This is a genomic window from Salinispora pacifica CNR114 (assembly GCF_000514775.1).
GTDB classification, from domain to species: domain Bacteria; phylum Actinomycetota; class Actinomycetes; order Mycobacteriales; family Micromonosporaceae; genus Micromonospora; species Micromonospora pacifica.
Genome location: NZ_AZWO01000001.1, coordinates 302629 through 317743, shown reverse-complemented (window position 1 = coordinate 317743; position 15115 = coordinate 302629). Strand labels below are relative to the sequence as shown.

The 15115-nt window shown below is 65.2% G+C and carries 15 protein-coding genes and 1 pseudogene; 13 read left to right on the top strand and 3 right to left on the bottom strand.

The window, feature by feature from the left end:
• Positions 1–17 precede the first annotated feature (17 nt).
• Positions 18–1205 carry a hypothetical protein gene (locus B118_RS0101585; RefSeq protein WP_028192283.1) on the top strand — a complete coding sequence of 396 codons (1188 nt, stop codon included), beginning with the start codon at positions 18–20 and terminating at the stop codon, positions 1203–1205.
• A complete protein-coding gene (locus B118_RS31485; protein ID WP_155256525.1) occupies positions 1195–1905 on the top strand; it encodes a sigma factor-like helix-turn-helix DNA-binding protein in 711 nt (236 codons plus the stop codon). Before B118_RS0101585 ends, B118_RS31485 begins: the two co-directional genes overlap by 11 nt.
• Positions 1906–2094: 189 nt before the next feature.
• Here the strand turns inward: B118_RS31485 and B118_RS0101575 are convergent, their stop codons facing one another.
• Both B118_RS0101575 and B118_RS0101570 read right to left on the bottom strand, forming a co-directional pair.
• Positions 2095–2301 (bottom strand): DUF397 domain-containing protein, encoded by a 207-nt coding sequence (locus tag B118_RS0101575; RefSeq protein WP_018728543.1) that lies wholly within the window; start codon positions 2299–2301, stop codon positions 2095–2097.
• Complete coding sequence (locus B118_RS0101570; protein ID WP_018728544.1) at positions 2294–3196, bottom strand: helix-turn-helix domain-containing protein; 903 nt, start codon at positions 3194–3196, stop codon at positions 2294–2296. Before B118_RS0101570 ends, B118_RS0101575 begins: the two co-directional genes overlap by 8 nt.
• A 504-nt stretch (positions 3197–3700) precedes the next feature.
• On the opposite strand from B118_RS0101570, the gene B118_RS0101565 reads away from it, so the two are divergent.
• From B118_RS0101565 to B118_RS0101525, 9 genes and pseudogenes are all read left to right on the top strand, one after another.
• On the top strand, positions 3701–4426 hold the full coding sequence (locus B118_RS0101565) for a GOLPH3/VPS74 family protein (RefSeq protein ID WP_050592770.1): 726 nt from the start codon (positions 3701–3703) through the stop codon (positions 4424–4426).
• Positions 4427–4464: 38 nt separating this feature from the next.
• Positions 4465–5958, top strand: coding sequence for an APC family permease (locus B118_RS0101560; protein ID WP_050592769.1), 1494 nt, complete (start codon positions 4465–4467; stop codon positions 5956–5958).
• Between the two features lie 14 nt (positions 5959–5972).
• Positions 5973–6641 carry a GNAT family N-acetyltransferase gene (locus tag B118_RS0101555; RefSeq protein WP_028192280.1) on the top strand — a complete coding sequence of 223 codons (669 nt, stop codon included), beginning with the start codon at positions 5973–5975 and terminating at the stop codon, positions 6639–6641.
• 149 nt (positions 6642–6790) lie between these two features.
• Complete coding sequence (tgmA, locus tag B118_RS27780; protein WP_080678001.1) at positions 6791–7015, top strand: putative ATP-grasp-modified RiPP; 225 nt, start codon at positions 6791–6793, stop codon at positions 7013–7015.
• 8 nt (positions 7016–7023) lie between these two features.
• Complete coding sequence (tgmB, locus tag B118_RS0101545) at positions 7024–7962, top strand: ATP-grasp ribosomal peptide maturase (protein ID WP_028192279.1); 939 nt, start codon at positions 7024–7026, stop codon at positions 7960–7962.
• Positions 7955–9121: an ATP-grasp peptide maturase system methyltransferase gene (gene tgmC, locus B118_RS0101540; RefSeq protein ID WP_043540973.1), complete on the top strand. Its 1167-nt coding sequence runs from the start codon at positions 7955–7957 to the stop codon at positions 9119–9121. The genes tgmB and tgmC overlap by 8 nt, the downstream gene beginning before the upstream one ends.
• Before the next feature lie 1297 nt (positions 9122–10418).
• A pseudogene (locus B118_RS29720) lies at positions 10419–10749 on the top strand (IS1380 family transposase); the annotation flags it as partial.
• 320 nt (positions 10750–11069) lie between these two features.
• Complete coding sequence (locus tag B118_RS0101530; protein WP_018810066.1) at positions 11070–11966, top strand: sigma-70 family RNA polymerase sigma factor; 897 nt, start codon at positions 11070–11072, stop codon at positions 11964–11966.
• Between the two features lie 47 nt (positions 11967–12013).
• Positions 12014–12616, top strand: coding sequence for a flavodoxin family protein (locus tag B118_RS0101525; protein WP_018222824.1), 603 nt, complete (start codon positions 12014–12016; stop codon positions 12614–12616).
• A gap of 190 nt (positions 12617–12806) precedes the next feature.
• On the opposite strand, the gene B118_RS32640 is transcribed toward B118_RS0101525, so the two are convergent.
• Positions 12807–12941, bottom strand: coding sequence for a histidine phosphatase family protein (locus B118_RS32640; protein ID WP_232430568.1), 135 nt, complete (start codon positions 12939–12941; stop codon positions 12807–12809).
• 404 nt (positions 12942–13345) lie between these two features.
• Here B118_RS32640 and B118_RS0101515 point away from each other — a divergent pair, with 404 nt between their 5' ends.
• Both B118_RS0101515 and B118_RS0101510 read left to right on the top strand, forming a co-directional pair.
• A complete protein-coding gene (locus B118_RS0101515; RefSeq protein WP_232430525.1) occupies positions 13346–13651 on the top strand; it encodes a protein-tyrosine phosphatase family protein in 306 nt (101 codons plus the stop codon).
• A gap of 559 nt (positions 13652–14210) precedes the next feature.
• Positions 14211–15038, top strand: a complete 828-nt coding sequence (locus B118_RS0101510) for an ETX/MTX2 family pore-forming toxin (protein WP_018810068.1) — start codon at positions 14211–14213, stop codon at positions 15036–15038.
• The last annotated feature ends 77 nt before the right edge of the window (positions 15039–15115 follow it).

Here is a 15115-nt window from a genome sequence, read left to right as displayed (position 1 = left end):
AAGTGGAGTGTGATCCTGTGGGCACCGACCTACTGAAGGAGCTGCTCGACAAGCCCGTCGGGCCACAGATCCCGGCTCGTAAGACTAGCCCCGAGCGGGACTTCACGCGACAGGTCGAGGTTGCAGGCGATGTGGCCGCGGTGACGGTGCGGGGGTTGAAGGGAGACGTGAACGAGGATCTAGCGGTCGCCCACCTCCAGGAACGGGGCCTCGACCCGGACGGCTGGAAGGTGACTGGCTTCCGGTCCTCGGAGTGGACAATGCCGAACGGTGAGACTGGGTTGTCCACCCGGTTCACGTTCGTTCGCGTCGGCTCCGACGCCGGGCCCCCCGACATCGACCACCTGTTCGACCGGATCAGCCGGGACACGACGGTGGTCAGCCGGCCCACGGGTGACTACGGGTTCCTGGTCCTGCTCGGCGACATGCAGTTCGGCAAGATCGACGGCGACGGGGTAGAGGGCGCTTTGCGGCGCACGATCGGCTGCCTCGATCGGGCATCCGATCGACTACTTCAATACAGCGACCACGTTCCCATCGGCCACGTCCACCTCGGTTGGCTCGGCGACCACATTGAGGGCTTCGCCAGCCAGGGCGGGGCCAACGTATGGCGGACGCCACTAACGCTCAACGAGCAGATCCGGCTGACCCGCCGGGTGATGCTCTACGCGATGGAGCTGTTCGCACCGCTGGCCAGCCGGGTCAGCATGGCGGCGGTGCCGGGTAATCATGGCGAGGCGGTGCGTCTCGCCGGCAAGGGGGTGACCCGGTATGACGACAGCCACGACACCGAGTCGCTAATCGCCGTCGCCGATGCGGCCCGGCTCAACCCACAGGCGTTTGGCCATGTCGACTTCTACGTCCCAGAGACAGATGAATTGACCGTGGTCTTAGACGTGGCCGGCACGGTAGTGGCCCATGCCCACGGGCACCAGTGGCGGCCGGGCAAACACTTTGGGTGGTGGAGGGGGCAGGCGTTCAACCGGAAGTCCCCGATGCACCAGGCCGACCTGTTGGTCGCTGGCCACCTACACCACGAGCAAACCGACACCGATGGGCCCCGCACCTTCATACAGCCTCCGGCGATGGAAAGCGAGTCGACCTGGTGGCGGCACGCCAACGGCACGACGGGAGCGCCCGGCCTGATCATCGCGATCACCAGGGGCGGAGAAACGAACATCAAGGAGCTTGTGCGTGTTGAGTGAGAGTGTCCACGGTGCGGACTGGTCGGTGCTGGAGTACCCAGGCGTACGGACGGTTGCCCGAAAGGCGGCGAGCAAGGTGGCCACCGACTACGCAGATTTGACCACCATCGACTTCGACGACCTGCACCACGAGGTGCTAATCCTGCTGGCCACAGGGCCCGAGGCTCGGCAGTGCCTGGAGGACCCCGGACTGGGGCTGGGCGTGCTCTACGTTCGAATGGTCCAGGGCCTGCTCGACAAGGTGCGGGTGGAGGCTGGCCGGCACAACCGACAGACCTCGCTCGACGCTGCGACGGGTGACAGCCACGACGCCTCCCCAGCACGGGCCCGGGAGGCCGACGCACCAGGTAGTGACTACAGCCGAGAGCTGGTTGAGCAGCTTCTACCCGCAGTTTGGGATCATTCATGCGCTTTTGGCATGACCAACCCTAATGCCCCCGATCCCGACATGCCGCGAGCCACGATCGACGTGTCCCACGGCTGCACCCTGTTCGCCCACCTGGCTGACATTAAGGCCGCTTGGAGGTACGCGCCGCTGACCCTCCGGGAGCGGCGGTCCCTGCTCTTGCGTTTCGGCTTGGGCTGGGATCACCGGGAGATTGGCCATCACGAAGGGGTAAGCCGACAGGCGATCACCTCCCGACTGGAGACCGCCATCGGCAAGATGCGGGACCGACTGAACAACACCCTTCACGGGTGATGTGTGAAATTGTGATCGAAATGCCCACATCGCATGGAGCGCGGCCCAGGGCATTGACGGCCGCCCTAGAGTGAGGAAGTGGGCACGGGGAGTGCCCAGGCCCACTATCCGTTGGCTACTCTTCTAGGGCTGGACTGCTCGAATTACACATCTGGTGCCCTGGTGCGGCGATGACAGCGCCGCACCAGGTCACAGGTTGAACGAGCCGTCCCGAACCCCACCCACAAAGGCGTTCCAGCCGGCAGGGGTGAAGGCGACGTGGCCTTCTCCGGGGTTCTTGCTGTCGCGCACCAGCACGCCCTCACGGTCGAGTAGGTTGGTCGCGACCTCAACGCAGTCGCCCCCGTTTCCACTCCAGGTGCTCTTGCGCCAGATGGCGTCGGTCGGATCATGCACGGGTGTATCCCTCCTGTAGTTCCTTCATGAACGCTCTCGACGCCTCAACGTCGAGAGCGCGCTCTTCGAGGTCGCGCCAGGCGAGCCGGTACGCCCCAACCTCCTCGGACTTGTTCAAGTACATCGCACCAGTCAGCGATTCGACGTACGCCAGCGGGGGCTCCAGCGGATCACCAGTCGAGGCCGCCGGGAAGTCCAGGATGGTGAATGGCCCGCAGGCGGCCATGCCGCCATGCACGCCGGCTGAGAACGGCAGCACACGAATCTCGACGTTCGCGCGTTGCTGCACCTCTACAAGGTGACCGAGCTGCTCGGCCATCACGTCGCCGCCACCGACCGGGCGGCGTAGCACCGGCTCGTTGATGATGACGTTGAGGTGGGGTGCCCGGGGTCGGCGCAGCAGTGACTGCCGCTCCATACGAACGCGCACCCGGCGTTCGATTTCATCCTCGGTTACGTAGCCGGCGGGCACTCTGGTCACCTGCTCGGCGTACGCCTCTGTCTGGAGCAGGCCGGGAACCAGCTCCGCCAGATATTGCCGGATCGTCTCGGCGGAGTCCTCCAGGGATACGTAAAGCCCGAACCAGCCTGGCAACGCCGTCTCTGTGTAGTCATGCCACCAGCTCTTCCGACGCCCGTTGCGCGTCTCGGCAGTCAGCGCGAGCAGTAGCTCCGTCTCCTGGTCCGTCGCCCGATAGATCGCGAGCATCGCCCTGACGTCAATCTCCCTGAACCGGACCCGATCGTCACCGTCCTCGATGCGACCCAGCGTTGCGCGACCGCGCTCCAGAGCCTTCGCCGCCTGCTCCTGTGTCAGGCCGACACGCTCGCGTAGAGCTGCGAAGCGGCGGCCGATGTAGCGGCGCAGGAGCGCAGACCCAATCGTGTCGGACACCCGGGCACTCCTCCCAATGGTTTTTTGGGCACATGTCTCGCCCAATTAATACACGCCGCAGGATACAGCAGCAACTGGCCGATCCTGCATGAGGCGGCATCAAGCGAGTGGCCTCACAGTACTCCGACCCCTACTAGGCGGTTCGCGGTGAGCCATTGTTTTTTGGGCAGACTCACGCTTGAATGGTCCTAACTCGACGTGCCCACGGCGACATACGCACTCGTCGTGTCGCTCGACGGCCTATGTGTCCCCCTCGCCCGACCACGCCGCTCCGCATAGAGAGGATGATCTTTTGAGGCGCCGAAAATGGTTCGTACCCAGCGACGATGAGCATCCATACGAGCCGTTCGGCATTCAGGGCCTAGGCGAGGCCACCCTGTACGGCCACCACGGCGGTTGGGCTGGATGCGACGAACTCTCAGCTGAGGACGCAGCAGAAGCGAACCGGATCTTCTGGGCCAGCCTCAACCCAGCCGGCCGAAGCGCCAGGCAGGAAGGCCAGCGATGAACAGATCCCCTGGCGCGGGCAGCCAAAGCGCCCCGCCGGCCCGCCACCCTCCCACCCCGTACCCGCGCGCAGTCGGCATGGCCGGTGGGCCGCTGATCGCCAACGATTTCTACTTTTTGAGCCACGACGATCAGACCGGCCACCCTCGGCTGTTCCCCATCGCGGTGTCCCTAGGGCTGGCCGCCGGGCTGCTCGCAGAGCTGTACTTCGCTGCCCGAATTGACTTCTATCAGCGGCATGTTCAGATCCGGAACCACGGGCCGACGCCAACGGACTGGCTGCAACTCAAGGTGTTCGACCGGCTGCGCCGTCACCAGCAGCACACCACGATTCATGCCTGGCTGCTCTACCTCGCCGGCACTGACGCTGAGCAGGTCGCGGAGCGGATGACGCAGGCGGGGCTGCTCCAGGAGGAGACGGCCGGACCTCGCTGGCGGCGGCGTACCACATACGTCCCGACAGACACGAACGTCGCGTACTCGGGGGTGGCGCAACTGTCCGTGCAGCTACGCCATGGTGGCCCGCTCACCGAACGGGACATCCTCCTGGCCGGTCTGGCGCAGCACACCCAACTGGCCGCAGCGGTGCTCGACGGTGCCCCCAAATCCGCCTGGCAGTACCTAGAGCAGCAGCTCGCGCAGTTGCCGCCGCAGCTAACCGACCTGCTCGCCGACCTCGGTGTCGCTGTCGGTACCGCCGTTCTTTCTCACCGCACCTCCTAAGCGCCACACCCCCATCCCACCCCCATAGAGAGTGAACTATGCCTGACGTAAAATCCGATGCCGTGACGGCGACCCTGGCCCGTGGTCGGCTCGGGATTCCCTCGGTGGTGTTCTTCGTCCTCGCTGCCGCCGCGCCGCTGACCGTGGTTGCCGGCGGGCAGACCACCGCGTACGCCGTTACCGGCGTACGCGGCATCCCCGTGGCCTACCTGCTAGTCGCCGTCGTGCTGGCCCTGTTCGCGGTCGGCTTCGTGACGATGAGTCGCCACATCGTCAACGCCGGCGCGTTCTACGCCTACGTCGCCCGCGGCCTCGGTCGCCCGGCCGGCGTAGCCACCGCCATGATCGCCCTGTTGGCCTACAACACGATGCAGATCGGCCTCTATGGCGGGTTCGGTGTGGTGTTGGCCGGGTTCATGGAGGATCGGTACGGCTGGCCCGCCCCATGGTCGCTCTACGCCCTGGTCGCCTGGGTGGCCGTCACCGTTCTCGGCGTGCTCCGTATCGACCTCAACGGCAAAATCCTGGCAGTCCTACTGGTCGCCGAGGCCGCTGTGGTGCTGGTCTTCGACGCCGTTATGGTCTCTCACCCTGCTGATGGCCTCACCCTTACCACCCTGTCTCCCTCACACGTGCTCGCTGCTGGCATCGGTGCCGCGCTGGTCACCGCGATCACGGGTTATGTGGGATTTGAGGCCACCGTGGTGTTCAGTGAGGAAACCCGGGACCCACTTCGCACTGTTCCCCGCGCGACCTATCTCGCGCTGGCGGTGACTGGTCTGCTGTACGGGCTGAGTTCCTGGGCGATGTCCGTGGCCACCGGACCGGGCAACATCGTGGACTCCGCCCAGGCCGACGGCACAGACCTGATCTTCAACCTGGTGTCGCCGTATCTGGCCGGCAGCATCATCACTATCGCCCGAGTCCTGTTCATCACCAGCCTATTCGCAGCCCTGCTCGCCTTTCACCACACAGTGGCCCGGTACGTGTTCGCACTCGGCCGCGAGCGGGTCCTGCCCGAGGTGTTCGGCCGCACCAGCCGCCGCACCGGAGCACCTAAAGTCGGCTCACTCGTGCAGTCCGCGCTGGCCGCATCAGTGCTCGTCGTCTACGTGGTGGCGGGCTGGGATCCGCTCGTGCACCTGTTCTTCTGGCTCACCGTCACGGGCGGACTCGGGGTCCTGACCCTCATGACCATTACCTCGGCGTCCGTAGTCGCCTACTTTGCGCGGGCATCCCACCACGGGGAGGGTCGGTGGCGCTCTAGGATCGCACCACTGATCGCCACGCTGGTCCTCGGCGCGATCCTGGCCGCCACGCTGCGTGAGTTCGACACGCTACTCGGCGTCGACGCGCACTCGCCGCTGCGGTGGATTTTCCCCAGTGCCTACGTCGCCGTCGCGGTCGTCGGCGTGGTGTGGGCACTGATTCTGCGCGCCACCAACCGATCCGCCTACCTCACGGTCGGAATGGGCGCGAACAGCCTCAACGCCTCGCATGACGAGCACACCCCCGTCCGCCAGCCCGCCTGACCACGGAGGCGACCATGGCCAACACCAACACCACCGTCCGTCCGGCGACGATCGACGACGCAGAAGAGCTGATCGCCGTCCTCGCAGCGGCATTCCACGAAGGACCAGTCGCCTGCTGGCTGGTCCCTGACACCGGTGCCCGGCACGCGGTCTATCACCGATATTTCACGGACGCCGTTGACCACGGCCTGGCGCACGGCCACGTCGACACCACGGCAGACCTGTCCGCCGTCGCGATCTGGTACCCCCGCCTGGAGCCGTCAAAGGGGATGCCAGCCGAGCGTCAGCCAACGCTCGAACGCCTTGCCGGCTCCTGTGCCCCCAGGTTTTGGTTGCTGGAATCCATGTTCGACACCTTTCACCCCCAGACCCCCCATCACTACCTGGCGTATGTGGCTGTCCGGCCCGAACGGCAGAACCAGGGCCTCGGCGCGGCCCTGTTGAGCCACTACCACCGGCGGCTCGATGACCGCGACCTACCGGCCTATCTTGAGGCCACCAACACCCGCAACCGGGACCTCTACCGGCGGCTCGGCTACGTCGCCGGCCCCCCACTGCTCCTGCCCGGCGACGACATTCCGATCTGGCGCATGTGGCGCGGAACGCGGACTACCACCGGCCGTTCCCCGTTCCCGGCCGGCGACAGGCGGGCACGGCTAGCAGATGGGTTTCCGCGCCGCTAGGGAGTGCAAGCACCGTTCGCCGGATTCGCGTAAGACGCGACATCCATTAACTCCATGGAAAGCTAAATGAGGGATTGAATGGGGAGGACCGCAACGGCGTGTTCCGACCCACTATCCATATTCTCACATTCACAAGGAAGGGAAAGGCAATGGCAGTAGTAGCGTTCGGGGCGCGGCAGGCAGTTGACGTCGTGCCGGTGCCGGTGGACTTCTCCGTCATTCAGTTCGATGCAGATCGACAGATCAGCATGGTAACCGAGGGCGGGGTGAGTGTGCCGGCGTTGAGGCATTCCACCGGTGCCACGTCCACGAACACGGCAAACCGAGACAACCAGGGCGGCTCGGACACCGACTCTGACCGGACCGAGGACTGAGGCAGCCCGTGGGCGGGCAAACGGTCGTGGTGTTCACCGCCGAGTTCGACGTGACGGCCGACGCGGTGATTGTCGAGTTGGAGCGTCGAGGGACTCCGGTGTTCCGGTGTGATCCTGGCGCGTTCCCGTCCACGGTGGTGCTGGGTGCCCAGTTCGGCGAAAGCTGGACTGGGCGCCTTCGCGCCGATCGGCGAGTGGTGGACGTAGCCGATGTGGCCTGCGCGTGGTGGCGTCGCCCCACGCGCATTGAGGTATCGGCCGAGGTGCCACACAGCGGTTGGGTACGAGCGGAGGCGGTGGCCGGCTTGCGCGGCATCCTGGCGGTGTTGCCCTGGTTAAACAATCCGGACGACATCCGCGCGGCCGAGCACAAGCCGTTGCAGTTGGCGACGGCGGCACAAGTCGGGATGAGCGTCCCTGCCACGCTGGTGACCAATGACCCTGGCGAAGCGCGGGCGTTCGCAGAGACGCACGGCCCGATCATCTATAAATCGATGACCACCGGCATTCTCGACGGCGACCAGGTGATCTACGCCTGTCCGGTCGACCCGGCGACCCTCGATGGCGGGGTGGCAGTCACGGCCCACATGTTTCAACAAAAGATCACCAAAGCATACGAGTTGCGCGTGTCGGTCGTAGACGGGAATTTATTCACGGCGCGCATCGATGCACTGACGAATAAGGGTCGTGCCGACTGGCGCGCGGACTACCGCAATCTACGGTACAGCGTCGAAACGCTACCGGATGACGTAGCGGCCAAGGTTCGTCGCTTCCTGAAGCTGCGCCGTCTGCGTTTCGCGGCGCTGGACTTCATCGTAACCCCCGAGGGAGAGCACGTATTTTTGGAGGCAAACCCAAACGGGCAATGGGCCTGGATAGAAGATCAAACCGGGCTGCCGATTGCCGCTGCTATCGCAGATGCGCTGGAAGGCGTCACACATGACTGAAGAACTGTCCGACTACATCGCACAGTTTCTGGCCGGGCTAGAAGCGGACGGCTACCTGTCCGACCCGCTGTGGAAGAAGGCGTTTGGCGCGGTGCCGCGTCACGTGTTCCTACCGTCGTTCTTCCTGTCGCTGCCCGATGGGCGTTGGCAGGCGATCGACACGACCCACCCTGCCTACTGGCGCATGGTGTACTCCAACACCACCTTGACAACTCAACTCGACGGGGCGGTCGGCCCGGACCCGGAGGACGGCGCGCTGTCCGGCACCCCCACGTCCAGTTCAACACAACCAGGGCTCATGGCGTTGATGCTGGACTCGCTGCGCCTGTCCGGCAGGGATCGGGTGTTGGAGATCGGCACCGGGACCGGCTACAACGCCGCGTTGCTGGCACACCGTGTTGGGGCACGGAATGTCACCAGCGTCGAAGTGGACCCAGGGGTCGCGAAGTTGGCCCGGCAACGGCTCGCATCCGTGGCTGGCGACTGGCCGAGCGTGGTCACGACCTCCGGAGAGCAGGGCTGGCGGGACAACGGCCCCTATGATCGGCTGATCGCGACGGTGTCCGTGCCGGCGGTGCCACCCGCATGGCTCGCACAGGTTCGCGACGGCGGGGTAATCGTTCTCAGTCTGTGGCGTGACCTGGGCGGCGGTCCGCTGGTGCGGTTGGAGGTCAACGGCGGCAGCGCACAGGGCTTTTTCTTGGCCGAGGCGGGCAGCTTCATGCCGGTCCGTGCGGCCAACCGAGTGCCGACGGCGCTATCTACGGCCCTCAAGCAGACCGGAACCAGCCGGCAAACCCGGTATCCGAGCACCGTGCTGCACCACCCTGATGCGGGGCTGTGGCTGGCGTTGCGTGTCCAAAGCGTGAACTGGCTCGGGTTCACTCCGGATGGCGGCAACGAACAGGTGTGGCTGTTCGCCCCGGATGGCTCCTGGGCGGTCATTGACGACATCGCAGGGCAGGTGGAGCAGTTCGGACCACGTGAGCTGTGGAACGAGGTCGAAACCGTGTACGACCGGTGGCGCGCGATGGGCGCTCCATCGCGCGACCGCCTCGGGCTGACCGTCACCGACACTGGGGAACACCGGATCTGGCTGGACAGTCCGGGCGTGGTGGTGTGGGACGACATCAGCAGGCCAGTAGCCTTCCGCGGCTGAAGTCTCGTTAGGAGGATTTACAGCCGGGGAGGGCAAGGAGGACGCGCCGTTGTGGAATCCGGTCTTGCTCAACTTTGATTTTCTAGACCCAAGCGACTAGGGCATTGCGCAAGGTCGCTACGGTGGACCATGATCGTCGATGTTGGACAACACTTAAGCAGCGGAGGGGGGTAATGTGCAATGTCGTCCGTAATTCGTAAGGCGTCGCCCCTGGCGAAGGGGTTCTGGTGGACCATGGTGATCTGCACCTGTGGCCTGTGGGCGCTGGTGCGGGGACGCCCGCGTTGACCCACGAACTAGGCCCGCCCCCGCGGCAGCACACAATCGCACCCATTTGACGCGAGCGCCCCACCCCGCCGAGGGGTTGGGGCGCTGCTGCGTGTCCGGGGTTTCATGGCCCTCACTCGCGGCCTTGACCGGGAAAGGGTCGCCGCCGCGCACGATGACCAGACCCTCGCCCCGCCCTGCACGGGCAGGCGCCCCCAGGCGGGCAACTCATGATCGTGCGGCACGCGCTCTTGTGCCCGCCAAGGCACTCGGAGAGCGGGGGGCCAGCGAGCTGCCACCGCCTCGGCGTCCATCCCCCCAGGCTCGCACCAGCAGTTGCTGCCTGGCGCATCCTGCCCCTGTGCCATATATGTGCCCAAGTTCCCCGCACTCACATGCGTTGGTGGGTGTTAGCCCAGCACAGGGGCAGGATGTACCCGAGAAGAGCACCGCCCTCCGGAGGCGGGAGCGCAGGTTCGAATCCTGCCGGGGGCACGTAGAACATGGAAGCGGGTTTGACCGACAGGGGCGGACGCCAGCGCGTCCACCCCTTTCTGCTTCGCGTTCGGGCTGCCGCTGCCTCGGAACCTTCGGGGCCCTGCCCGTGGCGTCGGCAGCAGCCTGGCTGATGACGTCAATCACCTCAGCGCGTACGGCGACGCGCAGTGTGATCCGCTGGAGGTGTCGGTCGTACCGGATCTACAGCTGGAAGGCGTCGAACAGCTGCCTCTGCATCTCGTCGGGCAGGTCGAGCACGTTCAGATCAATGTGCGGTAGTCGGTCCACCAGTTCGCGGGTTCCCGCCCCCTTCGGCTGTGCGGCCTTGGCCAGCTCCTAGAGTTCAGCAGCGCGTACCTGGGCTCGGCGACCAGACCCATTCGCTGGGCGGGGTGACACGGCCTTTCACTCCTCGATCCGGCCGTGAGCGCTTGCGTCGGTTCCAGACCATGTATCCGGTGTACTTGTGGTTGTTGAGGCGGTGCTGCGCGACCAGCCGGGGTTGTTCGGGCCGGTCGCCTCTGACCCTGCCTTCAGCTACCACCCGCTGCTGTGCTTCCTGGACAACACCGGCGAAGCCCTCGCCGGCCTGCTGCGCGAAGGCCGAGCCGGGTCAAACACCACCGCCAACCACATCACCGTCCTCGATGAGGCCCTGGCCCAGATCCCCGACGCCCACCGGCACGGCACCCAATCCTGCTGCGCAGTGATTCGGCCGGCTCCAGCCACGGCTTCCTCGCCCACATCCGATCCCTACGCGAGCAGCACCACCTGGACATCCGGTTCTCGACGCCGCCGGATGGCCTACCGGCACCCGATTCCTGGTCCGCCGCGAACGCCCGCACCCCGGCGCCCAACTGACTACCCCAACCCGCCGGCTGACCCCGAAATCTCACGCCTCGACCCGCAGCACGGAGGAACCCGGCCCAGCACCGGGCCATCAGCATGCCAGCGAACCGGCCGACCAGCCCCGAACCAACTCATCGACCAGCAGCTACGACAGATCCCCCAGATGAAAGACCGAGGCCAGCGTTGCGTAGCCGGCCCCGGCCCCACACGCAGATCATCCGCGACCGTGGCCTGTAAGCCCGAAATGTTATGGTTGTCGGACCGCCTCCTCGTCTTCATGGCGTACCTGTCTCCTCAATCAGATATGACGCTCAGACGAAGCCAAAGGTGACCGATGAACGACCAGCGTCAGCTCGCCGATGAGTTCCATCGGCTCCGTGGCCACCTGCGCGGTGTCGCGTCGCGCATACTGGGCTCCTCGGACGAGGCGGACGACGCCATCCAGGAGGCGTGGCTGCGCGCGAACCGCAGCGACGTTGGCGTTGTTGAGAACGTGCCGGGGTGGCTGACCACGATCGTCGGCCGGGTGTGTCTCGACATGGTCCGTTCTCGCCTGCGCCGGCCCGAGGTCCCGATCGATGTGGGCACTCCAGACCCGCCTGCCGGTGACACCGCGAGCAGTGACCCGGCCGAGGCAGCCGAGCTGGCCGACTCGGTCGGGCTGGCCCTACTGGTAGTTCTGGACCGGTTGACACCTGCCGAACGTGTCGCGTTCGTGCTTCATGACCTGTTCGCCGTGCCCTTCGCCGAAATCGCAGAGGTGGTGGAACGGTCGCCGGACGCCACGAAGAAGCTGGCCAGCCGCGCCCGTCAACGCGTGCGCGGGGCGCCGAAGCTGCCTGCCTGCGACGTCGAACGGCACCGCAGGGTCGTCGAAGCGTTCCTCGCCGCGACTCGGGCCGGCGACCTGTACGGCCTCATCGCAGTGTTGTCACCCGACGTCGAGCGGCGGGCGGATCGAGTTGCACTGCGGCGGTACGCCCGTGCGCACGTTCGAGGCGCTGGCGAGGTCGCACAAGAGACGCTTACCAACGGCCAGCAGGCTCGCTTCGCTGAGCCCGCGCTCATCGAGGGTGAGGTGGGCGCGGTCGTGGCGCCAAGGGGGCGGCTGCGGTTCGTCCTGCAGTTCGTGGTCCACGACGATCGGATCGCTGCGATTGAGGTCGTCGGTGACCCACTCCGGCTCCGGCAACTGGACATTGCCCTGTGCGCGCCGGTCACCTCCGCCTGACCGCAGACGTCAGATGGGTGGCAGGTTCACAGCAGGGGAGGTTGCACATGAGCACCAAAATCGCCATCGTCTACCACAGCGGATACGGCCACACTCGGCGGCAGGCCGAGGCGGTTAAAACAGGGGTTGAACTGGTATCTGATGTCGAAGCACTCATGCTGACCGTCGAGGAGGCCAAAGACCAGTGGGTCGAACTGGCGTGCGCCGACGCGATCATCTTCGGTGCGCCGACGTACGTCGGCGGTCCCTCGGCCGCTTTCAAGGAGTTCCAGGAGGCCAGTTCCGCCGCAGTGATGCGCAACGGCTACCTGTGGCGTGACAAGATCGCAGCGGGATTCACCAACTCGGGCACACAGGCGGGCGACAAGCTGGCGACGCTAACCCAGATGGTGATCTTCGCCGCCCAGCACGGCATGCACTGGGTGTCGCTCGATCTACCGCCGGCGAACTGCTCGGCAACCGGCTCGGAGCACGATCTCAACCGGCTTGGGTTCTGGCTGGGCGCCGCCGCTCAGTCGAACGTCGACGCTGGGCCTGAGCAGGCGCCCCCGAAAGCCGACCTGCTCACCGCCGAGCACCTCGGTCGACGCGTTGCCGAGATCACACTGCGGTTCGTACAGGGGTCGCCCTCGACCGTTAGCGGATGTTGAGGGGCTCGCAGGGACGCCGCGGCTTCGGCGATCGACTGATCCTGCAGGCCCTGCGCCGTGACCCGGCGTGATGGCCGACCTTCTCATCGACACCATTCGCGCAGCAGGCTCGCCAACCTGGGGTTTCAGGATCGGTGATCTTGGGGTGGGCCAGAAACAGATCGGTTGGAATAGTACTCCAGCCGCACTTTCAGGTTCGATGTCTGCGCAGGTAGTGGCTGGTTCGCGCGCGGTAGCGGGCGACGATGTCGGCGGTTTGGGCCGCCCGGGCCAGTGGGCTGTGGTGGACGGCCGAGAACGGCACTGTGCGGAGCCGTCGGCCCAGCCGGTCGGCCTGGTCGCGGCCGAGCTGCGACAGACCTTCGTCCGGCTCGTCGTGGTCGGAGGCCGCACCCTATTCGCCGTGGCGAACGAGGTACAGCTGTGTACGAGCCATCGTGGGCGACCCTCCGGGTCCTTGTGCGACGAGGAGCACAAGGACCCGGAGGCACGGACGACCCGGTCGAGAGCACTGCCAGGTGCACTCTTCTGGCACCCCTCCCTACGCAGCGTCACCTTCGCATCGGGATGCCGGGCGCGCGGTCGCGTCGATAAGAGACATGCGGTCGCCAGCCAGCGGTAACCACACTCCGCCGTCTGTCGGGCCGCGTGCACCATCGACAGCATCCTCATCTAGCCACCCCGTTCGCACCGGAGGTCATGGTCCCAACCGGGGCGACCGAGGTTCTGATGTGCAGCTACCCCACGCTGGGGCCCGAACCGTGGAGTCTCGGCAGTACCAGGCGCAACACCAGCGACGTCACCGAGCTGACCGACTACCTCAACGGGCTGGCGGTCTCGTCCGAAGACGACGAGGCCTGCCTGATGCACCTCCCGTCTCTGCGGGGCAGCGTCGTGTTCGGCTACCCCGCGCAGCGTGTGGTGTCGATCCATCTGGACTGCCCCTTCTGGCAACGCGACGGCGGCACGTCCCGCTACGGTGGCGACCAGCGGAAGGTCCTCGTGTACTGGGGCCTGAGCTGGAACGAGCACTGAACGCTCCCACTCCAGCGATGGCAGCAATCGACCGGCTCATAGCCAGGCGGCGCGTGCGCACCCTACGCCGACTTCTTCTCCACCAATGCCCGCGCCGAACGGGGCGTCGCCGACTACCGGCGCGGCCTGCCCAACTCGACCAAGGCGTGATCGTGTCCGAGCCCGGCTACACGGTGGACACCGTCTCGACCGCGCCGAGGCCCTAACCCTCTGTCGCGGTGGCATGACAGTTCCGTTTACCAATGTCACAAATACACAAACCAGATAACGATTCGATAATGAGGGATGCGTTACATAAAAGCATCTGTCAAATAGCCGACAAGCTGGAATCAGTGCATACAGGCCGAGGTCAGAGCTGGTTTCTAATGGCACGGTGAAGGCTGCGGGTACCGCCAGGAAGAGCCTGGGGCGTAATTGTGTGTAGTATTCATCGACGTCGACCTCGACTCCCGGATCGGATCAACCAAGCCTGCGAGCGGACGCGGTTGAGCGAGCTGGTCGCACCATGGAAGGGTCGAGTGCCAGCAATCTATTGGCCTCAGATTGAAAGGGAAACGGCATGAGGTTGAAGAGGACACGAGCGCTCCTGGCGACGTCGATCGGCACCGTGGCTGCGGTATTGATGACCGCCTCGCCCGCACAGGCGGCGACGATCACCGACATCACCACACTGATCGAAGATCATTCGAAGTACGTCTACTTCAATGGTCTTGATCTCATCGGCCCGCCGATTTTAATCTCGGAGACCGATGCGGTTCCGGTGGGTACGGCGAAGGTCGTGTCAGGTGCTCCCTTCTACCTGGGGTGCGCGAGTTTGACGAACTCCACAAGTTCGAATCAGACCCTGACGAGCCACTCGTTCAGTAAGGCCTACACGAACACGGTGTCGACGACCGTCACCACCGGCGTGTCGTCAACCACAAAGATTTCGGGTAGCTTCGCCCTCTCAAAAGTGATCGGCCTTGGCCTCGAAGAGTCAGTGACGGTGTCGTACCAAAATTCGAACACGCAGTCGGAGTCGATCAAGGAGACACACACCGCGCCGTCCCAGCGTGTGCTGGTGCCCGCAAACGAAACCCGGTACGTCGTGTCGTCGCTGACGCAAAACACCTACAGTGGCTCGCTGGCGCTGAATGGCAGTTTCGAGGGCGCGTTTACGGCTTCCAGCGTTGTTTTCCCCTTCCCCCAAGCATACAATATGTACGATGTCTTGTCTCAGGCTAAAGATGCCGGCGCCAAGCTCCCTGCGGGATTCTCGCTTAACAGCTCCACCAGAAGGTTGGACTTCCAAGGAGCCGGGACCTACACGGTGAAGGCCGGGGTTCACTTCAAGGTTGACGTCCTGGAAACGTTGCCGAGCGGGTTGTCGGCAACACAATGCGCCTGAGTTAAAACGGGACCCGGTGGCCGCCAAGGGCGCAGCCACCGGGGGTGTCCCACCAGCACCCCGCCACAACAGTGCCC

Bases quoted from the DNA above. Each gene is read 5' to 3' on its own strand.
- B118_RS0101565 (WP_050592770.1), top strand. From the start codon at position 3,701: ATGAACAGATCCCCTGGCGCGGGCAGCCAAAGCGCCCCGCCGGCCCGC.
- B118_RS0101510 (WP_018810068.1), top strand. From the start codon at position 14,211: ATGAGGTTGAAGAGGACACGAGCGCTCCTGGCGACGTCGATCGGCACC.
- tgmA (WP_080678001.1), top strand. From the start codon at position 6,791: ATGGCAGTAGTAGCGTTCGGGGCGCGGCAGGCAGTTGACGTCGTGCCG.
- B118_RS0101525 (WP_018222824.1), top strand. From the start codon at position 12,014: ATGAGCACCAAAATCGCCATCGTCTACCACAGCGGATACGGCCACACT.
- B118_RS0101515 (WP_232430525.1), top strand. From the start codon at position 13,346: ATGTGCAGCTACCCCACGCTGGGGCCCGAACCGTGGAGTCTCGGCAGT.
- B118_RS0101530 (WP_018810066.1), top strand. From the start codon at position 11,070: ATGAACGACCAGCGTCAGCTCGCCGATGAGTTCCATCGGCTCCGTGGC.
- B118_RS0101555 (WP_028192280.1), top strand. From the start codon at position 5,973: ATGGCCAACACCAACACCACCGTCCGTCCGGCGACGATCGACGACGCA.
- tgmC (WP_043540973.1), top strand. From the start codon at position 7,955: ATGACTGAAGAACTGTCCGACTACATCGCACAGTTTCTGGCCGGGCTA.
- B118_RS0101560 (WP_050592769.1), top strand. From the start codon at position 4,465: ATGCCTGACGTAAAATCCGATGCCGTGACGGCGACCCTGGCCCGTGGT.